This is a genomic window from Neptunicoccus cionae (assembly GCF_002860325.1).
GTDB lineage: Bacteria > Pseudomonadota > Alphaproteobacteria > Rhodobacterales > Rhodobacteraceae > Amylibacter > Amylibacter lutimaris.
The window spans coordinates 269935-290806 of sequence record NZ_PKOJ01000001.1 but is presented as its reverse complement, the minus strand read 5'-3'; the positions used below and the strand labels follow the sequence as shown (position 1 = coordinate 290806).

Annotated in this window: 17 protein-coding genes; 13 read left to right on the top strand and 4 right to left on the bottom strand. The window is 57.3% G+C overall.

The features are described 5' to 3' along the window. The first annotated feature begins 32 nt into the window (after positions 1-32). Positions 33-947 (top strand): cytidine deaminase, encoded by a 915-nt coding sequence (gene cdd, locus C0U40_RS01380; protein WP_101653966.1) that lies wholly within the window; start codon positions 33-35, stop codon positions 945-947. Positions 948-951: 4 nt separating this feature from the next. On the opposite strand, the gene C0U40_RS01375 is transcribed toward cdd, so the two are convergent. Then, on the bottom strand, positions 952-1506 hold the full coding sequence (locus C0U40_RS01375; RefSeq protein WP_069298519.1) for an ActR/PrrA/RegA family redox response regulator transcription factor: 555 nt from the start codon (positions 1504-1506) through the stop codon (positions 952-954). Positions 1507-1689: 183 nt separating this feature from the next. Here C0U40_RS01375 and regB point away from each other — a divergent pair, with 183 nt between their 5' ends. The 8 genes from regB to trxA all read left to right on the top strand — a co-directional run bounded on the left by regB (position 1690) and on the right by trxA (position 13391). Continuing rightward, complete coding sequence (gene regB / locus C0U40_RS01370; protein ID WP_101653965.1) at positions 1690-3132, top strand: sensor histidine kinase RegB; 1443 nt, start codon at positions 1690-1692, stop codon at positions 3130-3132. Positions 3133-3196: 64 nt separating this feature from the next. Further along, entirely contained in the window at positions 3197-4405 is a 1209-nt protein-coding gene (locus C0U40_RS01365) for a PAS-domain containing protein (protein ID WP_145991875.1), read from the top strand. 73 nt (positions 4406-4478) lie between these two features. Beyond that, positions 4479-4967, top strand: a complete 489-nt coding sequence (gene tsaE / locus C0U40_RS01360) for a tRNA (adenosine(37)-N6)-threonylcarbamoyltransferase complex ATPase subunit type 1 TsaE (protein WP_101653963.1) — start codon at positions 4479-4481, stop codon at positions 4965-4967. Between the two features lie 6 nt (positions 4968-4973). Beyond that, positions 4974-5981 (top strand): aminoglycoside phosphotransferase family protein, encoded by a 1008-nt coding sequence (locus C0U40_RS01355; RefSeq protein WP_101653962.1) that lies wholly within the window; start codon positions 4974-4976, stop codon positions 5979-5981. Then, positions 5978-6670: a nucleotidyltransferase family protein gene (locus C0U40_RS01350; RefSeq protein ID WP_101653961.1), complete on the top strand. Its 693-nt coding sequence runs from the start codon at positions 5978-5980 to the stop codon at positions 6668-6670. Before C0U40_RS01355 ends, C0U40_RS01350 begins: the two co-directional genes overlap by 4 nt. Continuing rightward, positions 6663-9629: a double-strand break repair protein AddB gene (gene addB / locus C0U40_RS01345; protein WP_180957586.1), complete on the top strand. Its 2967-nt coding sequence runs from the start codon at positions 6663-6665 to the stop codon at positions 9627-9629. Before C0U40_RS01350 ends, addB begins: the two co-directional genes overlap by 8 nt. After that, positions 9629-13009, top strand: coding sequence for a double-strand break repair helicase AddA (addA, locus tag C0U40_RS01340; protein ID WP_101653959.1), 3381 nt, complete (start codon positions 9629-9631; stop codon positions 13007-13009). Before addB ends, addA begins: the two co-directional genes overlap by 1 nt. A 61-nt stretch (positions 13010-13070) precedes the next feature. Further along, positions 13071-13391 (top strand): thioredoxin, encoded by a 321-nt coding sequence (gene trxA, locus C0U40_RS01335; RefSeq protein WP_069298512.1) that lies wholly within the window; start codon positions 13071-13073, stop codon positions 13389-13391. 134 nt (positions 13392-13525) lie between these two features. On the opposite strand, the gene C0U40_RS01330 is transcribed toward trxA, so the two are convergent. Genes C0U40_RS01330 through C0U40_RS01320 form a run of 3 tightly spaced genes read right to left on the bottom strand, consistent with a single transcriptional unit; the run spans position 13526 to position 16713 of the window. Beyond that, on the bottom strand, positions 13526-14761 hold the full coding sequence (locus C0U40_RS01330; protein WP_101654763.1) for a bifunctional folylpolyglutamate synthase/dihydrofolate synthase: 1236 nt from the start codon (positions 14759-14761) through the stop codon (positions 13526-13528). A 47-nt stretch (positions 14762-14808) separates the two neighbouring features. Next, positions 14809-15732: an acetyl-CoA carboxylase, carboxyltransferase subunit beta gene (gene accD, locus C0U40_RS01325; protein ID WP_101653958.1), complete on the bottom strand. Its 924-nt coding sequence runs from the start codon at positions 15730-15732 to the stop codon at positions 14809-14811. 57 nt (positions 15733-15789) lie between these two features. Then, positions 15790-16713, bottom strand: a complete 924-nt coding sequence (locus C0U40_RS01320) for a CPBP family intramembrane glutamic endopeptidase (RefSeq protein ID WP_101653957.1) — start codon at positions 16711-16713, stop codon at positions 15790-15792. Positions 16714-16778: 65 nt separating this feature from the next. On the opposite strand from C0U40_RS01320, the gene C0U40_RS01315 reads away from it, so the two are divergent. From C0U40_RS01315 to C0U40_RS01300, 4 genes are all read left to right on the top strand, one after another. Beyond that, on the top strand, positions 16779-17414 hold the full coding sequence (locus C0U40_RS01315) for a hypothetical protein (protein ID WP_101653956.1): 636 nt from the start codon (positions 16779-16781) through the stop codon (positions 17412-17414). 141 nt (positions 17415-17555) lie between these two features. Beyond that, positions 17556-18329 carry a DUF6478 family protein gene (locus tag C0U40_RS01310; RefSeq protein ID WP_180957585.1) on the top strand — a complete coding sequence of 258 codons (774 nt, stop codon included), beginning with the start codon at positions 17556-17558 and terminating at the stop codon, positions 18327-18329. A 9-nt stretch (positions 18330-18338) separates the two neighbouring features. Continuing rightward, complete coding sequence (locus C0U40_RS01305; protein WP_101653955.1) at positions 18339-18725, top strand: hypothetical protein; 387 nt, start codon at positions 18339-18341, stop codon at positions 18723-18725. Positions 18726-18832: 107 nt separating this feature from the next. Then, positions 18833-20866, top strand: a complete 2034-nt coding sequence (locus C0U40_RS01300; RefSeq protein WP_101653954.1) for an NADPH-dependent 2,4-dienoyl-CoA reductase — start codon at positions 18833-18835, stop codon at positions 20864-20866. Positions 20867-20872 lie beyond the last annotated feature (6 nt).

Here is a 20872-nt window from a genome sequence, read left to right as displayed (position 1 = left end):
TTACTCCTCCTGATGTTACGAAAGCCGAGCCTATGACCGACCTGCCCTTCCCCGAAGATTTCGCACCGGAGCTGCGCGCATTGCTTGCGCCCGATCTGTCCAAAGCTGCGATGATTCCTGCCCCCACCGTACAGACGGCTTCGGATCTGTTTGGCATGGATGCCGGTACCCTAATGATCCGCCTGCTGCCGGTCGCAGCCCGTTATGCAAGGGTGCCGCTATCCGGTTTCCACGTCGGTGCAATCGCTATGGGGCGCACAACAGGAAACCTTTACTTCGGGGCAAACATGGAATTCTCCGGCCACGCACTCAGCTTTTCGGTACACGGAGAGCAATCCGCCATTAACCATGCTTGGCAAATGGGAGAGGTCGGATTGGAGGCGCTGGCAGTCAATGCAGCGCCCTGCGGGTATTGCCGTCAGTTTATGAACGAAATGGTATCGGTGGGCGAAGGGTTTAACGTCCTTATGCGTGAAGGGTCTGATGCGGGCGATTACAGCTACTCTGCCAAACCACTCTCGCACTACCTGCCAGAATCGTTCGGTCCTACGGATCTCGGAATGGAAGGTGGATTGATGTCACAACAAGATCAACCGCTTACCATTCGGAGCGAAGATGCGCTTGCCCAAGCCGCCTTGCAAGCTGCACAGGCCAGTTACGCCCCTTACACCGGTGCCCATTGCGGGATCGCTGTGCAACAGGCGGATGGCACGGTCTTTACCGGAAGGTACGGAGAGAATGCTGCCTACAACCCCAGCTTCTCCCCATTGGAATCCGCGCTTGCCCTACTGAACATGCGCCGGCTTTGCCAGTTCGGTTATGACATCACCGCCGCCACACTGGTAGAGGTGGACGCCCCGATCAGCCAGCGTTCCGCAACAGAGGCCGTGCTTTCGGCCGTCGCGCCCGATGTACGACTGACTTACATCACAGCCGAACGTCTCTGACTGGTTACTTCGGGCTGCGCTTTGCCAGAATACGTTGCAAGGTGCGACGGTGCATGTTCAGGCGTCGTGCTGTCTCCGACACGTTCCGGTCGCAAAGTTCGAACACACGCTGGATATGCTCCCAACGGACACGATCGGCAGACATAGGGTTTTCCGGTGGCGGTGGTTTGTCACCGGGCAAGGCCAGCAGCGCGTGGGTCACATCCTTGGCATCTGCAGGCTTGGAAAGGTAATCCGTTGCGCCAATCTTGACCGCAGCCACAGCCGTCGCAATCGCGCCATACCCCGTCAGGACAACAATTTTCGCATCCGCACGGCGCGCGCGCAGCACCTCTACCACATCCAGTCCGGTACCGTCTTCCAGACGCAAATCCACAACCGCATAGGCGGGAGGTGTTGCCGTACAAAAAGCCCGCCCCGCAGCCACTGAATCCAGCGCCGTAGGGTTGAAACCCCGCTTTTCCATTGCCCGTGCCAGACGGCGGCGAAAGGGTTCATCGTCGTCAAGGATCATCAACGAGTTATCAGCGCCGATTTCCCGCATCTCAGTTTCCGACATTTTGGTCCCCTTAAATCACGTTCATTCCTTGATAGAGTTTCCCGAATGTCAGGTCAAACCCGCGGTGTGCGGTACTTTGGCCCTGTCCCATGGCGCTTCTGTCATTGCGCCACAAAGCACCCCTGTGCCAAATTCGCTATGATGCTAAGACGTCACAATCCCGCATAAAGTCAGGCAGAACCCATGTCCGAGACCACCGAACCCTATTTCTATGCCTCTGCCCGCAGTGAGTGGGTTCGGATGCGCACCCTTATCTATTTGCGCTGGCTGGCAATTTTCGGGCAAACCGCCGCCGTTGCTGTTGCCCATTACGTTCTTGATCTTGATCTGCTGATCGGAATGAATGTGGTGGCCATCGGCGCTTCGGTGATCTTTAACCTTGCCGCCACTTTTACCCTGCCAGAGACCAAACGCCTGTCCCAGCAGGAAACCACCCTGACACTTCTGTTTGATCTGGGGCAATTGGTTATCCTGTTGTATCTGAATGGCGGTCTGAACAATCCTTTTGCGCTGCTGATCCTTGCGCCTGTAACCATCTCTGCCACTGCCTTGCGGGTCAACGCGACCTTTCTTGTCAGCGGAATTGCCCTGCTGGCAATCAGTGCGCTGGCTTTCTTTTACGTCCCCCTCACCTTGCAAACCGGAGAGACTGTCGCCCTGCCGCAGCTGTATGTGGCGGGTTACTGGACAGCCTTGGTGATCGGCATCCTGTTTCTGGGCGGTTATGCAAGGCGGGTCACAAGTGAAACATTTTCAATGAGTCAGGCGCTGGCAGCGACACAAATGGCGCTGGCGCGAGAGCACGAGTTGACCCTGCTGGGCGGCGTTGTTGCAGCAGCGGCCCACGAAATGGGAACACCGCTTGCGACAATCAAACTCGTCGCCTCCGAACTGGCAGAAGAATTGGAAGACACACCCGAACTGCGGGAGGACGCAGAACTGATTTCATCACAGGCCGAACGGCTTCGCGATATTCTGCGGGATATGGGGCGGGCCGGTAAGGACGATCTGTTACTCAAGACGGCACCTTTGACATCAATTATTCAGGAAGCCGCAGAACCCCATGAAAACAGGGGAAAAACCATTCACTTTCTTGTCAATGGTTCGCCCGAACAGCCCCGCCTTGAAGACATTCCTTACGCCCAGCGCAATCCCGAGTTTATCCACGGCGTGCGCAATCTGGTGCAAAATGCGGTGGACTTTGCCAAAAGCACGGTCTGGGTTCACACCACCTGGAGCGAGACCTCTATTCGGGTGATGGTGGGTGACGACGGACGCGGCTATCCACCGGACCTTCTGGGCCGGATCGGCGACCCTTTTCTCAGCAAACGCAGATCGTCTGACGGCCACGCCACGTCCAGACCGGAATATGAAGGGATGGGCCTTGGCCTGTTCATCGCCAAGACCATGCTAGAGCGTACCGGAGCCGAACTAACCTTCACCAACGCTGCTTTGGACGGCTACACTATGGGTCAGAACACCGGAGCCATGAAGGCAATGGCAGGTGCAACCGGAGCTATCGTCAACGTACGCTGGAACCGCGCTGATCTGGAAGTGGACCGTTCCCCTGCTGTCGGCCCGAACAGGCCGATTGATCCGGGGGTGAAAGGTACAGAGCATGGTTAACCGCTTTTTAACCTAAAAAGTGTTACCTGAGGTTCGATTGGGGATCACAGGAAAGGTTATAACCTTGGCGGGGCTCGTAACGGGAATGGTGCTCGTAGGTATATTGTTTGGTCTGGGTATATGCCTTGCCCTGATTATACCCGCACCTGCGGTTCGGGATAATCGAAGGGGCGCTCTTGTCCCGTCCGGCCCGGCATTGGGAAAAATCGCCTATGCCGCCCCGTTTGGTATCTGGATCGAAAATGGCGGGCAGGTGGCCTGGGCAAATGAATACTGCCAGAAGATGTTTTTGGACCTGCAAGGACGCTTCAAAGGGATTGATGCGTTTGAAAAACTGACCTCCAAAGCACATTCGGATGCAGAAGAAATTTTCAGGCTGCGAACGGCGCAGCCGGAAGGCCCCGATACCTTTTCCATCCAGTCCCAAAGAAACGGAACGGACACGATCTTTTATGCCAAGGACGCGACCCTTCTGGCGGAAAAGGAAAATGAACTCAAACGTTTCATCCAGACTCTGACCGCGACCTTTGCCCATCTGCCCATCGGCATAGCCGTCTTTGACAGGGAACGGGACCTGACCCTGTTCAACCCCGCCCTGTCATCCCTTTTGGGGCTGGCGCCGGACTGGCTTGCGCGACGACCGAGCATGCGGGCCTTTCTGGACCGCCTGCGCAACAACGGATCCATTCCCGAACCCCGCGATTTCACCACCCTACGGCAGGAGTTTACCACGCTTGAAAGCGGTGCATTTACCGGAAAATACGAAGTAGACTGGGCGCTGCCTTCCGGCGCGATTTACCGCGTCACGGGCCGGCCCCACCCACGCGGCGGTGCTGCCTTGTTGTTTGAGGATATTTCGCGCTCTGCTGCGATGGAAACGGAATATCGCGCCGAAATCCGCCAACTCTACGCCGCTCTGGAGAGCCTGTCAGATGCGGTAGCGATTTTCAATCAGGCCGGGGAGCTGACCTATGCGAATGACGCTTTTGACGAGCTTTGGTCCTGCACGCTTTCCACCGCTGTAGCCCCGCCAACGGTAATGGATGTCAGCCGGCTGTTTCAGAAGAATTGCCTGCCCACGCCTGTCTGGGGCGAGTTTCGCAATTTTATCCACGACCTCAGCGAGCGCAGCCAGTGGCAGGCTCAAATTGTCCACGTATCCGGCACCAAACTAACCATGACCGTTTCTCCTATTGCCGACGGTCGGGTCTTTTGTGAATTCAAACGCACCGCCACGCTAGCGGATCCGGCGAAACTGGCAGATTCCGCCTGAACGCCTAATCCCTGTTGCAATCGCCTTTGGGCTGGGGGATGGATGGGGCAGTTCCCGAAATCAGGCCCGTCCAATGAAACACTGCTTTGATCTGAACAGTCTCGAAGACACGAAACTGCTTGCAAATGTGCTGGCAGAGACCCTTGTTGCAGGGGATACGGTTCTGCTGTCCGGCCCTGTCGGAGCTGGTAAAACAGAACTGGCACGGATGTATATCCAAACCCGCCTTCAGGAAATCGGCGCTGTTGAAGATGTGCCCTCGCCCACCTTCACGCTGGTACAGGTTTATGAACTGCACGACACAGAAATCTGGCACGCGGATCTATACCGGTTAACGGCGGTGGACGAACTCTACGAACTCGGTCTCGATCAGGCCTTCGAGGACAGCATCTGCCTGATTGAATGGCCAGAGCGGCTCGGCAGTTTACGCCCTGAATCCGCGCTCTCCGTGACCTTTGACATTATCGATGACGACATCCGTCGGGTTTCGCTTGAATGGACTGACAGCAAATGGAACACTACGGTTTCATTGCTTTCATTTATGACCAAGACCCAAGGGTAGGCCCCGTTGACCGACCGTTCCGAACTGATCACCCAATTCCTGAAATCTGCTGAATGGGACCACGCTACGCGGGCCAATCTGGCGGGTGATGCCTCCAATCGCAGCTATGACCGGCTGACAGATCCGATGCACGGCGCGGCAGTTTTGATGAATGCCCCGCCAGAGCGGGGAGAGGACATTCGCCCCTTTGTCAAAATGACCAACTGGTTGCTGGATCAGGGTATTTCCGCGCCCCGTATTCTGGCCGCTGACGAAGAAGCGGGATTTCTTCTGTTAGAGGATTTCGGAGACGACCTGTTTGCCCGCCTATGTGGCACCGCACGCGCGGACGAGGTTGAACTTTACACAGCAGCGGTCGATGTTCTGGTCCATCTGGCCAAGGCGCCGCCCCCTGCGGATATCGCCCCTTATAACAGCGCGACCTATCTGCGCGAAGCACAGTTGCTGACGGACTGGTATCTGCCGGCCGCTACGGGGCAAGACACTTCGCCAGAGCTGCGGGCGGAATTTGACAGCCTCATCACCGCGGCTTGTGACGGGCTGGCCCAAAACGCAGTGGTTCTGCGGGACTATCATTCGGAAAACCTGCTGTGGTTGCCGGATCGGGAGGGTATCCGGCGTGTCGGGCAGCTTGACTATCAGGACGCGCTGCTTGGTCATCCCGCATATGATCTTGTGTCCCTGCTGGAAGATGCCCGCCGCGATACCAGTCCGGACCTGCAAACCGCGATGTTCGATCACTATGTTACACAGTCCGGCGTAGACAAGGCACATTTCAGTTTAGCGTATAACACGCTGGGAATGCAGAGAAACATCAAGATTATAGGGATCTTTGCACGACTGTGTCTTCGCGATGGCAAACCGGTTTACCTGAAACACATGCCACGCGTTTGGGACCATCTGCAACGGGATCTGCGCGATCCGGCATTGTCGGCACTTGCGGATTGGTTGGCGCGCCATGTTCCCGCGCCAACCGACGACGTGCAAAAACGCATCGCCGGTGCAGGCCGATGATTCCGAAGGCTGCCATGATCTTTGCCGCAGGTTTTGGCACACGAATGGCTCCGCTGACAGATCAAACGCCAAAACCCATGATCAAAGTAGATGGTAAACCATTGATAGATCACAGTCTTTCTCTGTTAGACGGGTTTGAAACTATCGTCGTGAATACCCATTACCTTGCAGGCCAGATAGAAACACATCTTGCAAAGCAGCCGAATGTGACCTGCCTGCGGGAAGAACCGGAGATTCTGGAAACCGGCGGCGGTTTGAAGAACGCGCTGCCGGTTCTTGGAAGCGATCCGGTCGTGGTGATGAACTCTGATGCGGTCTTTGTCGGCCCGAACCCCGTGCCAGAACTGTTAGCCCGCTGGAATCCCGACCAGATGGACGCGCTGTTAACGCTCGTCCCGATAGAGCAGACCATCGCTCACGAAGGCAGCGGCGACTTTACCTTGGGCGAAGATGACACCCTCATCCGGCGCGGGAAAAACCTGACAGCGCCGTACGTTTATTCCGGCGTGCAAATCCTGAAAACCGACCGGCTTGCTGGTATTTCCGAAACGTCATTTTCCCTGAACCTGCTTTGGAACCAGATGATCGCAGAGCGACGGGCTTTCGGGTGGGTGTACAACGGAAAATGGGTGGATGTCGGACGCCCGTCAGGCATTCAGGCCGCAGAAAAGGCTCTGGCCGATGTTTGAACCGACTACCAAACCCCGCGTTTTTGCGGTACCTGTGGGCTGCGATTTTTCCCGCAGCTTTATCGCCGGACTCCGTTCGCGGCTGGAAGGGTACGGGCCGGAAATGCTGGGCCGTACCGAGATATTCGTAAACACACAGCGTATGGCGCGGCGTTTGAAAGAACTGCTGACCGAGGACGGTGCGCTTCTGTTGCCCAAAATCCGCGTCCTGACCGACATTGCAAATCATCCCGATCTGCCGGTGGTGCTGCCAGAACCGGTCTCCAAATTGCACCGGCAACTGACGCTTGCGCAACTTGTGGGCCGGTTGCTGGCAGCGGACGGATCGATTGCGCCGCAATCTGCGAAATTCGATCTGGCACAATCCCTTGCCGCCGTACTGGATGAGATGCAGGGCGAGGGCGTGCCGATATCTGCACTGGCCGACGTTTCGGTTGAGGATCAATCCGGCCACTGGCAACGCTCGCTCGATTTTCTGAATATTCTGGCGCAACACTGGGACACGGAAAATCCGACCGATCCGCAGGACCGCCAGCGGGCCGCTGCGCTGGCGTTTGCAGCAAAATGGGCTGACACGCCGCCGGATCATCCGGTCCTTGCCATTGGTTCGACCGGATCACGCGGGGAAACCGCCCTGTTCATGCGTGCCGTAGCTGCATTGCCCCAAGGGGCGGTGGTTTTACCCGGTCTGGATCGTGCCCTTAGCGTGGAAAACTGGGATGCTTTGGGCGGAGAGGCTGTTTCACTCGACAACCCTCAATCTGCACTGGCATTGTTTTGCAGACAGGCGGGGGTGGCACTGGAAGACATCAGCGACTGGTCGGATCACACACCCGCCAATCCGGCGCGCAATGCGCTGGTGTCTCTGGCGCTGCGTCCTGCGCCTTTTACCGATCAATGGCTGGATGAGGGGCCGAAACTGCTACCCTCACTTGATGGAGCGATCAAGGGTTGGACCCTGGTAGAGGCGGAAACCCCAAAAGAAGAAGCAATGGCGCTGGCCCTGCGTTTGCGGGCCGCGCTGGAAGAGGGCAAACGTGCCGTTCTGATAACCCCCGACCGGACCCTGACCCGCCGCGTCAGTGCCGTTTTGCAACGCTGGAATATCCTGCCCGATGACAGTGCAGGGCGACCGCTGCACCTGACACCGCCCGGTATTTTCCTGCGACTGGTCGCCAATTGCATGGGGCAGCGCCTGACACCGCTGGACCTGATCGCGCTGTTGAAACACCCGCTTACCGACAGCGGCGTACGCGAAGGGGACAGCCGCCGCTTTGCCCGCGAATACGAAAAACAGAAGCTGCGCGGCGGTGCGCCCTTTGTGGATTTCGACGCGCTGCGCGACTGGGCCGACAAGGATGAAAAAAATCCGGCACGCCGCGTCTGGGCCGACTGGATCGTGCGCTGTCTGGCTCCCCTTGAAACTATGGCCGATGGCGATCTCTCCGCCATACTGGAACTGCATCTGCAAACCGCTGAAGCCCTTGCTGCAGGCCCTTCACTAGAAACTGATCACGAGTTGTGGAAGCTGGAAACCGGAGAGAAAGCCGCACAGGTTTTCAATACCTTGCAAAAGGATGCTGATGCGGCTGGCCCGCTGAGCATTGCCGATTACCGCGCTTTGTTTTCCAACGTTCTCGGCTCTGAAACCGCTCGCGAGGCCCGTGCTTCCCATCCGATGGTGGCGATCTGGGGCACGTTGGAGGCTCGCGTGGAAACCGCCGATCTGGTGATCCTCGGCGGCATGAATGATCCGGTCTGGCCCGGTGTCGAAAGCCCCGATCCGTGGCTGAACCGCGCCATGCGCAAACAGATCGGCCTGCCCCCGCCAGAACGGTTGATCGGCCTTTCGGCACATGACTTCCAGCAAGGCTGCGGAGCGGCGGAACTGGTGATAAGCCACTCCCTGCGGGATGGCGACGCCCCGACCGTTGCCTCGCGCTGGATCGTGCGGATTTTGAACCTGATGAACGGTCTTGGGGATGCGGGTAAGGCAGCCGTTCAGACGTTAACAGACCGTGGCGAATACTGGATCGCACTGGCGCGTCAGATGGACCGCCCCGTCACTGCGGTTGCCCCTGCGCCGCGTCCGGCCCCGATGCCCCCCGCAGGCAAACGCCTGAAGCAACTGTCGGTAACTCAGGTGGAACGGCTGATCCGCGATCCTTATGCGGTTTATGCGCAAAAAATCCTGCAACTGAAGCGGCTTGATCCGCTTGGGCGCGAACCGGATGCTCTGATCCGCGGCATCGCACTGCACAAAGTGGTTGAGGTCTTTGTAAAACGCTATCCTGACAGCCTGCCAGATGATGCCCGCGCTGCCCTCCTTGATGTTGCAGAGGAGGTTCTCAAGGACAAAGTGCCATGGCCTGCGATGCAACGGATCTGGCTGGCACGGCTGGCGCGGATCTCCGGTTGGTTCGTTGCACAAGAGGCCGAACGCCGCTTGCGTGGCGGATCCACCGAGCAGGAAATAGAAGGTGTGCGCACTATTGACTCACTCGATTTCAAACTGGTGGCCAAAGCGGACAGGATTGACACGGACAGCGACGGCAATTTCCTGATCTACGATTATAAATCCGGCTCCCCTCCGACCAAGGCACAGACCGATTTCTTTAACAAACAGCTTCAGTTGGAAGCCGCAATTGCAGCGTCCGGCGGGTTTGAAAAGATCGGTCAGGGCATGCCCGTTGCGTTGGAATACATCGGACTGAGCGGTTCTGCGCAGGATACCAAAGGGAAAACCCTGTCGCTGGACGTGACCCCCGCAGAAATAGACGCTGTCTGGCAGGAATTTGTTGAACTGGTGCAATCCTATCAATCCGCCGAAAAGGGATTCCCGGCCCGCACGCGCATGCAGCAGATGAGCTTTGCTTACGAATTTGACCATCTTGCCCGCAAAGGCGAATGGGAAGAAAGCGATACGCCCGTGGACATTCCGGTGGGGAGAGACATCTGATGACCGTAGTTCCGATGAATGATGCGACCCTTGCACAGGTTCGCGCCGCTGATCCCGAAGCCTCTACCTGGGTGGCGGCCAATGCCGGTTCGGGCAAGACCCGCGTGCTGACCGACCGCGTGGCGCGCCTGCTGTTGAACGGGACGCAGCCGCAGAAAATCCTCTGTCTCACCTACACTAAAGCCGCCGCTGCGGAGATGCAGAACCGTCTGTTCAAACGGTTGGGCGAATGGGCGATGATGCCCGACGACGCCCTGCGCGAAGCCTTGTCCGAACTGGGTGAAGGTGCCGCGCTGGACCCTGTTGCCATGCGCAAGGCCCGCACCCTGTTCGCCAATGCGCTTGAAACGCCGGGCGGTCTGAAAATTCAGACGATCCACTCTTTCTGTGACAAGCTGCTGCGCCGTTTCCCGCTAGAGGCCGGAGTCTCGCCCCAGTTTGAAGTACTGGAGGACCGTCAGGCCAAACTGATGCGGGCGGAAATTCTGGAAAGCCTCGCCGACGGGGACGGCACCAGCGCAGTAGACCGGCTTGCGCGGTTTATGTCGGGGCTGGAACCCGATGCGCTGCTGGCGGAAATCGCCTCCAAACGGGATGCGCTGGACATCGAAACGGTGCGCGCGCTGTTCGCGGACGCCAGAAGCGAAAATCCGGCCGACATGCTGGCCTATGTACTGGACCGCGACAGCCGCGAAGTGCTTCTCGAAGCCGCCCGTGTGATTAATGCTGAACAGTCCAACAAAGCCGATGTGCCAAAGCTGGAACAACTGGCGAATGCCACCAGCATTGAAACCTATCTGAAAGGGGCAGGCGGGCTGTTGCTCTACGGCCCGACAGCCAAAACCGGTCCATACTCCGCCAAACTGGACAAACTGCCCTCGCAAAAACCTTGCCGCGAAAACCACCCGGAACTTGTGCAGGCCTTGAATGGAATTATGGAGCGCACAGAAGAGATTTACTGGCTCTATGTGAATCATCTTGCACTTGAACGGGCCGAGGCGATGGCAGAATTTTCTGCTGCGTTTCTGGAGCGTTACGACCAGTTGAAAACCCAAACAGGGCGGCTCGACTATGACGATCTGATTGCACGAGCGGGGCGTCTGTTGTCAGGTTCGAAGGCGGCGCAATGGGTGCTTTACAAACTGGACGGCGGAATTGATCACGTTCTGGTGGACGAAGCCCAAGACACCAGCCCGAGCCAGTGGGACGTGGTCAAGCTGCTGACGGATGAATTCACCTCCGGTGACAGTGGCAAAGAGACCAATCGCACAGTCTTTGTGGTAGGTGACGAGAAACAATCGATCTATTCCTTCCAAGGCGCTGATCCGGCAGAATTTGATGTGATGCGCCAGCGGTTTTCCGACCGCCTGAATGCAGTGCAAAACCGGCTGGAAGAGGTGGAGCTGTCCTATTCCTTCCGCTCTTCCGAACCGGTGTTGCGTCTGGTGGACAAAGTGTTTGATGGTCCGGCCGGTGCCGGTTTTCTGAAAAAGGCCCTGCACCGCCCCTTCAAAACGGATCTGCCGGGACGTGTGGATCTCTGGCCGTTTATCGAAGCGGAAAAGACCAAAGACGAAACCCCGTGGTACAAACCGGTGGATACCCCGGCGCCGGACAACCCTCAGACTATTCTGGCCCGTCAGATTGCTGCCTGGATCAAACATGTCCTGGACAGCAAACAGGAATTGCCGGGGCAGAACCGCCCCGTTCATGCCGGCGATTTTCTGATACTGGTTCAGGGCCGTAGACCTATTTTTCACAGCATTATCAAAGAGCTGAAGACCCTTGATCTGCCGGTGGCGGGGGCTGACAGGCTTGATGTCGGGCAGGAGCTGGCTGTGCGGGATATGCTGTCACTTCTGAAGTTTGCCGATCTGCCAGAGGATGATCTGTCTCTGGCCGAAGCGCTGCGCTCTCCGCTGCTCGGTTTTAGCGAGGCTGAATTGTTTCACGTGGCACAACCGCGCGAAAAGGGCAAAACCCTGTGGCAGGCTTTGCGGGAAGCGGAAAAGCATTACCCTGCGCAACTGGCCATCCTGCGGGATGTGCTGAAACAGGCGGATTTCCTGCGTCCTTACGAATTGATCGAACGGATCCTGACCCTGCACAAAGGGCGTGAAAACATACTCGCACGGTTGGGCACAGAGGCGGAGGACGGTATCGACGAACTCCTGTCCCAAGCCATGCGATACGAACAACTCGAAGCGCCGAGCCTTCCGGGATTCCTGAACTGGTTCGCTGCGGGAAAGGTGGAAATCAAACGGGAAATGGACAGTGGTGCGGGGCAAATCCGTGTGATGACAGTGCATGGCTCCAAAGGTCTTGAAGCGCCGATTGTGATCCTGCCGGATACCGAAGTACGTAAGGGCAACAGCGATTCCTCGCAGATACTGGCGCTGAAAGACGGGGGGTTCCTGTGGAAATCCCCCGAAGACATGTCCCCGATGGTCCAGAAAGACGCGAAAGAGGCCGCCAAGACCTTTGCCGATCAGGAACGGATGCGCCTGCTTTATGTGGCCCTGACACGGGCCGAACAATGGCTTGTGATTGCCGGCGCAGGAGATCGCGGCAAGGAAGGCGCAAGCTGGTACAATCTGGTGGCCGAAGCAATGGAGCAAAGCGACTGGATGCCCGTCATCCCGGCGGAACTGCCAGCGGTGGGCACCGGCCTTTCCGTCCTGCATAACTGGAGCGAAACGCCGGTTGAAACACAGACCACAACTCCACAAAAGAAACCCGGTTTGCCGGACTGGATAGATCACCTGCCCCCCGCCCCAAAGCAAGCTGCCGAAATTCTCTCTCCGTCCAAATTCGAAGGCGACAAGATCGTGTTTGGTGGGGTCGAAGGCGCTGATAAGGAAAGTGCCATGCGCAAAGGCACGCAGGTACACCTGCTGCTCGAACATCTTGCAAAGACGCCATCCGCAGAACGCCGCGCAAAGGCGGCGCAACTGCTCACCGGAGCAATAGCACCTGAAACGACGGAAGAATTCGATCGTATCTTTGCCGAAGCGGCTGCGGTTCTGGACGACCCTGCCCTGTCCTTTATATTCGAAGATACCGTACTGGCCGAAGTCGGCGTCTCGGCGCCTCTGGAGGCCTTTAACGGACAGCGGATGGAAGGGATCATTGACCGGCTGATCGTCACGGCAGACAAGGTAACCGCAATAGATTTCAAGACAAACGCAACCCTGCCGGAGCAGCCTGCGGATATCCCGTCCGGAATTCTACGCCAGCTTGCCGCCTATGACAGTGCGCTCGGACAGATATATCCCGACCGAACGGTAGAGGTTGCCGTGCTCTGGACCGTGAACCGCCAGATCATGACAGTGCCGCACGACATTGTGAGGAATGCCTTCCAAACCACCACCACAGCTTGACCTATCCGCCACCGGTTCATAGGTTGCGGGTAACACTCAGATACCCTCATGGAGAAAATAAATGGCAACTGTAGCTGTAACTGACGCGACCTTCGAAGCTGAAGTCACCAATGCCGATCTGCCCGTTGTGGTGGATTTTTGGGCTGAATGGTGCGGTCCGTGCAAACAAATCGGTCCGGCACTGGAAGAACTGTCTGACGAACTGGCCGGAAAGGTCAAAATCGTTAAGGTGAACGTGGATGAAAACCCCAGCTCCCCTGCGCAACTCGGCGTGCGCGGCATCCCTGCCTTGTTCCTGTTCAAGGACGGTGCTGTTGTGTCCAACAAAACCGGTGCAGCCCCGAAGGCAGCGCTGCAAGGCTGGATCAACGAAAGCATCTAAAGCATTTGAAACTAAGAAAAAACGCCACGGGCTGTGATCCAGTCCGTGGCGTTTTCCATTTTCTAAAAATATCCCCGCGCGGCGCGCAGGGAATTTTGCCTCCGGCGGGGATATTGACCGCCAGAAGAAAGTCTTCAGCCGTTCTCACGCAGGATTCGACCTGCCAGATACAATGATCCGCAAATCAGGATACGGGCGGCGGCATCGCGGGATTTGACCTGCTCGATGGCATCGCTAACAGATTCAGCCACTTGTGCATCCATGCCAACAGAAAGGGCGGCTTCCACGGTTTCTTCGGCGGTAAGCGTGGCCGCTTCGCCGGGGATGGAGACCCCCTGCAACGAGACAGCCTTTTGTGCAAGTGGCCGCAGATAGCCTATGGCATCCTTGGTATTTAACATACCGGTAATCATATGCAGGGGCCGTTGCGGCAGACGGTCCAGCGCCTCTGACAGCGCTTTGCCTGCAGCCGGGTTGTGTCCGCCGTCGAGCCAGAGTTCGCAATCGCCGGCGGCTTCGACCAGTGGGCCGTGGCGAAGGTGTTGCAGGCGCGCAGGCCATGTGGCTTTGGTCATTGCATCGGCGGCAGCGTCTTCGGAAACTCCTAGAATGCGCAATGTTGCAATGGCAGCGCCTGCGTTCTGAACCTGATGGCTGCCGATCAGTGCCGGCATGGGTAAATCCCACAACCCGCTTTCATCCTGATACAGCAAGCGACCGTTTTCTTCCCAGACATGCCAATGCTGCCCGTGAATTTTCAGCGTTGCCCCCACTTTGGCGGCCTGCCGTTCGATCACTTCTAGCGCTTCGTCTTCCTGCGGACCAACCACACCAAAGGTATTCCGCTTGAGGATACCCGCCTTTTCAAAGGCGATTTTACCAAGCGTATTACCAAGATATTGCTCGTGATCGATGGACACAGGCGTAATCACGCAGACTTCCGGTTTGTCGATCACATTGGTTGCATCCAAACGTCCGCCAAGCCCGACCTCCAGCAGGGTGTAATCCGCTGCTGTATTGGCGAAGGCCAGCAAGGCCGCGCAGGTGGTGATTTCGAAATAGGTGATCGGCGTTTCGCCATTGGCTGTTTCGCAGGCTTCCAGTGCCTTGATCAGATCTTCTTCACTGATCAGTTCCCCTGCGACACGGATCCGTTCATGAAACCGCGCCAGATGGGGCGACGTATAGGCATGGACCTTGCTGCCCTGTGACTCCAGCCCGGCACGGATCATGGCCTGCGTGGACCCTTTCCCGTTGGTGCCCGCGATATGGATCACCGGCGGCAGGTGGCGTTCCGGATTGCCCAGCGCATCAAGAAGCCGGGTCATGCGATCCAGCGTCAGGTCGATTATTTTGGGATGAAGCGACATCAGGCGTTCGAGCACGATGTCGCTATGGGCCGTCTCTGCCGGTGATGTCACGTGGCGGCACCCTCTTTCGCCGCTTCCTTACGCTCTGAAGCAGGCGCAGGGAGATCAGCAGCGACCGGAGGGGTTTGCTTCGTCAGCATCCGAACGATAGAGATCAGCTCGTCCCGCATATCCTTGCGATGGGTGACACGGTCCAGCATGCCATGATCCAGTAGGTATTCCGCGCGCTGGAAGCCTTCGGGCAGCTTTTCACGGATGGTTTGTTCGATCACCCGCGGCCCGGCGAAACAGATCAGGGCATTTGGTTCTGCGATTTGCACATCCCCGAGCATCGCATAACTGGCTGTCACACCACCTGTTGTCGGGTGTGTCAGTACAACGATGTAAGGCAGTCCCGCCTCTTTGAGCATCTGAACCGCCACGGTCGTGCGGGGCATCTGCATCAGGGACAGGATACCTTCCTGCATTCGCGCACCGCCCGCAGCCGAGAACAGGATCATCGGGCATTTTTTCTTAACGGCACGTTCGGCAGCGGCGATGATCGCATTGCCGACATACATCCCCATAGACCCGCCCATAAAGGAAAAGTCCTGCCCCGCGGTGACAACATGGGTGCGCCCGATCTTGCCTTCCGCCACCAGCATGGCCTCTTTCTCACCGGTCTGCTTTTGCGCGGCCTTCATCCGTTCCGGATATTTTTTCTGGTCACGGAACCCCAGCGGATCTGCATTCGGTTCCGGCACGTCGACTTCGGTGAACAGGCCACCGTCATAAAGTGCGTGAAAGCGGTCACGGGGGGTGATCAGCATGTGATGGTCACAATTGGAGCACACATTCAGCCCGTCTGCCAGTTCACGGTGGAACAGCATGGTGTCGCACTCGGGGCATTTGGTCCACAGATTGTCCGGTACCTCGCGGCGGGAAAACAGGGAGTTGATCTTCGGGCGAACGTAGTTCGAAATCCAGTTCATGTGTGTGTCCTGATTTGACTGTTGCCCCTATTTAATTCCGCAGCGCCCTGATTGCAATCACCGCCGCTCCCGCCAGCGCATCACCAGCAGGTAGCAGCCGTAAACAACAAGGAGCGCAGCGATGTCGATGACAAGCAACTGGCGCACCGCTTCATGATCAGAGACATGAATGCGGGTCACGAACAGGGACAGCCCGTTCAACGTTCCGTCCATCGACACCAGCATCATCGCAAGGAAGTTGTTCATCAGATGCAACCCGATTGCCGCGCCAAGGTTTCCGGTGCGCACCGTTATATCCGCAGCAATTACACCGAACAGGGTTGTCGCCGCCACGATCAGCACACTGTTTGCGCCAAAGCGGGCGGGGTCAAAATGCAGACTGCCAAAAATGAGGGAAGGCAGAACAAGCCAGATCCAGCGGTTGTGAAACCGAGTTGCAAATTCCTGAAGCAGATAGCCACGAAACACCAGTTCTTCGGACGAGACCTGTATCAACAGCAAGGGTACGGCAGGCAGCATCCAAAGCAGCCATTCCGAAAAGGGCAGGTTTGGCACGGTCTCGCCGCCGCTCAGAGCCAGTGTAAAAGCAATTGCCTGTAGCGGCGCCACGATCCCGCAGGCGAGCAGAAAATTGCGCAACACCCCGTTCCTGCCCAATAGAGCGGTAATGGACTGGCCGCGAAACAGACCAACCGTCAACCAGACCGCTGCCAGCATAGCCACAAAAGATAGCAGAACCCCGATCATCGCCAAGGGAGTGTCGGGCGCCGAGATATGGGCGGAAACCGTTCCCATGGCCTCGGCAAAAGCGATGTTCTGTACAATGGCAAGCGCGATACTGAACAGAGCGACAAAGCCGAAAGTGATCTCTGCATAGGCCAGTAGCAAGAACAGAACCGCGCCGAAAAACAGCAACCCGCCCCGATGTTCACGCGCGGGAGCGATGAATGCGTCAAATTTGTCGTTCATTTGTGGCAGCATCTGCTGTATTCCTCCGCCGGTGCCAACGCGATCCTGCTGTGGTGCGTGGTTTAGAGGGTGACATAGTGACAATCAACTGCCTGTCCCGATTGCGTCTCGGATTTGCCTGTCTTGCGGCTGTGCTTCTTGCGGGGTGTGTGAACGCGCCAGAGTTCGGGCTGTCCGCCTCTGCCTCCGAAGTTCCACAGGACACGAAGGTCGTGAAAGTCGCCGGTCAGACAGTCACGCTGGGTCGTGCCGCTGGCTATTGTTTTAACGACAAGCAAAGCCGCAGTTCCTCTAGCGGCGCTTTCGTGGTGATGGGGCCCTGCGACATTGGCAACACCGAAAGCCCCGCTAAGGGATTGGTAATAATCAATGTTCTTGCAGAAACCGGCATCCAGAAAGCGATTGCCGATCAGGACCTGGAGGGCTATTTCCAGTCCGAAAAAGGCCGCGCCGCACTAAGCCGCGAAGGCAATCCCGAACGGTTGCGTATTCTTGGCACCATGCAGGACGATGGCATCTTTTACGTACACACGCGGGATGCGGACGGGCCGGTGATACCGGACACCACCCCCGAACAATGGCGCGTTTTCTTTGTGGTTTCCGACCGTTTGGTTTCTGTTTCTGTAGTGAATTTTGTGGACAGCCTGATGCCGGACGGCGCGGTTTTTTCGCAGATGGAAGAAATCGCCCGCCGGATTAAATCCCTGAACTGATCCGGTGCCTGTTTGCAGTATGGCATCCGGATGACGCGGATTCCGAAGCCGTCAACGAATTGTTTCCAAATTGGCACTAATGACGCTAACACCGGAGTTAAGACCCTTCCAAGACCTGATAAGCCGGTGTAACGAAACGGTATGTTCGAACGATTGAAAAAGATTCTGGAAGAAAGACGGCACCGGCAGAGCCTGCGGTTCTGGCGGGCGCACAGTGGGGCAGTGCAGGACATGCCCCTGTCCGACCTGCGTGGCTTGCGCAAGAAGGCCAATCAGGCCCGCCGTTTGATTGACCGGATCAACCATGTCGCAGTCTCGCGCCTGACGCTACCCGTGATCGGGTCAAACGCCATTCGTAAACCACCCCGCACGGAATGGGCCTATCGCCCGCAGGCTTGGGCGGGTCCGGTGTATCCCTCGGGTCTGGCAGCGGTGGCCAGCAAGCAGAAAATCGGTGACGAGGTGACAATCTTCCACGATTGCACCCAATCCGAGCTGGCTTTCCGGCAGGTCCGCAACACCAACGAGGAAGATTTCGCCCCTTTCGGGTTGCGCATGGATGTTTTCAATTTTGACGGCTCTTTCCTGTCCCTCGCGGTGGAAATGCCACCGGCAGCGCTGGAGGGGTTGAAACGCAGCCACATCCTGCGCCTGGACATGCGTATCGAAAGCGAACGGCCGCAGGAAATGTTTGCACGGCTGAACATACGGCACGGGCCGAACACGGAACAGATTGTGCGGGAACTGGATATGGGCGGGCAGAATTTCTATGTGGAATTCGACCTGTACTACACCCAGTTCAACGAAGATCGCGGCGACAGCATGTGGGTGGACCTGATCTTTGAAGGGCCATCCATGAATCAGGTAACGATCCGCGACGTGACAATGATCCGGCGCCCGCGCGCGTCGATTTAAGGGGGCGGTATGGCCAAGAAATTCCTGCTGAACAAAAAACAGATCGTTGGTGGAAAATACATCGGACTGATGCGGGCCCGGGGTAAGGGAAATCCGGCACCTGCACTGGAGATGCTACATCTGGGCAGCGTTGTCGGATCTGTAACCGTCGAACCCATTGGCACCGACGGGGACAACTGGGAAGTCACTGCGACCATTCCCGCTGAACTGCTGACTGACGGGGTACAAACATTTCTGCTGGTTATGGAAGGGGATACAGAAATTCTCGACAGGTTCTCTGTCATCACCGGCGAACCACTGGAAGAAGACCTGCGCGCAGAAATCGAACTGCTACGGGCGGAGCTTGATATGTTGAAACGCGCCTTCCGCCGCCATTGCACGGAAACCATGGGCTAACAGACAAGCCGCTTTGGCATCCGTGTTAACGTGGGGTTCTTCGTGACAATTGACGTTCACGTAATCTATGCTGCTCCAACGGTTTTCAACAGACGGATTCATGGCAAATGGCACAGGCTCTCTACCCGAATTTACTCGCACCGCTTGATCTGGGCTTCACGACCCTTCCCAACAGGGTCTTGATGGGCTCCATGCACACAGGTCTGGAAGAAACCGGAGACTGGAACCGCGTTGCTGAATATTATGCGGAGCGGGCGCGGGGCGGCGTTGCGCTCATGGTTACAGGTGGCATTGCCCCGAACGAAGAAGGCGGCGTGATGCCCGGCGCTTCCGGTCTCTATAATGACGCAGATATTGCCCACCACAAAATCGTAACCGACAGGGTGCATGATGCGGGCGGTAAAATCGCGATGCAAATCCTGCATGCGGGCCGTTATGCCTATACCCCGAAGGCCGTAGCGCCATCGCCGGTGAAATCCCCTATCTCTCCGTTCCCGCCAGCGGAACTGGATGCGGCGGGGATTGAAAAACAGATCGCAGACATCGTGAATTGCGCCGTGAACGCACGAACCGCCGGATATGACGGTGTAGAAATCATGGGGTCCGAAGGCTATTTCCTGAACCAGTTTCTTGTGACCCACACCAACAAGCGCACCGATGAATGGGGCGGTTCTTATGAAAACCGGATGCGCCTGCCGGTCGAAGTCGTGCGCCGGACCCGCGAAGCGGTCGGACCCGACTTCATCATCATCTACCGTCTGTCGATGATTGATCTGGTGCCAAACGGCTCCACCTGGGAGGAAGTGGTGCAACTGGCCAAAGCGGTTGAGGCAGCCGGTGCGACGATCATCAACACCGGTATCGGCTGGCACGAAGCCCGCATCCCCACCATCGCCACCAGCGTTCCGCGCCGCGCCTTCAGCTGGGTGACAAAAAAGTTGATGGGATCTGTTTCCATTCCGATCATTACCTCCAACCGGATCAATACGCCGGATGTGGCGGAAGACGTCCTGTCCGAAGGCTGCGCCGATATGGTATCTATGGCGCGTCCCTTTCTGGCGGATGCGGATTTCGTTAATAAGGCGGCATCCGGTCAGGCCGCAAGTATCGCGCCTTGTATCGCTTGTAATCAGGCCTGTCTGGATCACACGTTTTCCATGAAACTGACCTCCTGTCTGGTGAACCCGCGGGCCTGTTCGGAAACCGAACTGGTCTACACCCCAACAGACAGCCCGAAGAATATCGCGATCGTGGGCGCTGGTCCCGCCGGATTGTCTACCGCGCTGGTTGCATCCGAACGGGGCCACAAGGTGACACTGTTTGACGCGGCTTCAGAACTGGGCGGGCAGTTGAATATGGCCAAGCAAGTCCCCGGCAAGGAAGAGTTTTTCGGCTTGGTGGATTACTATACCCATGCAGTGGGCAAATCTGACATCGACACCCGTCTTGGCCGCTTGGTCAGCGCCGACGACCTGCAAGGCTTTGACGAGGTAATCATTGCAACGGGCGTAACCCCCCGCGATCCCGCAATTAAAGGGCAGGATCGGGACAATGTTGTCAGCTATATTGACGTTTTGCGCGACAAAGCGACGGTGGGCGAACGGGTGGCCGTGATCGGTGCCGGCGGCATCGGGTTTGATGTATCAGAGTATCTTGTCCACGAAGGCACCAGCCCGACGGAAGATCTGGACCTTTGGAAAAAAGAATGGGGCGTTGGCGATCCCGAAGACACCCGCGGCGGGCTGGCGCCGGAAGGGGCGCAGCCGGAACCGCCAGCCCGTCAGGTAACCTTGCTGCAACGCAAGTCCTCCAAGCCGGGCAAAGGGCTTGGCAAAACGACAGGCTGGATTCACCGCTCTGCGCTGGCGATGAAGAACGTGAAAATGGTGGCCGGTGTGAACTATGAACGGATCAGCGACGAGGGACTGCACGTCAGCTTTGGCGAGGCGCGCGAGAACCCGACTCTGATCGAAGCGGATACGATTGTGATGTGTGCAGGACAGGTTTCCAACCGCACACTCGCTGACGAACTGGAGTCAAAAGGCGTATCCTGCCACGTGATCGGTGGCGCGGATATAGCCGCAGAACTGGACGCGAAACGGGCGATCAATCAAGGGTCGCGTCTGGCAGCAACCCTCTGATCCGAG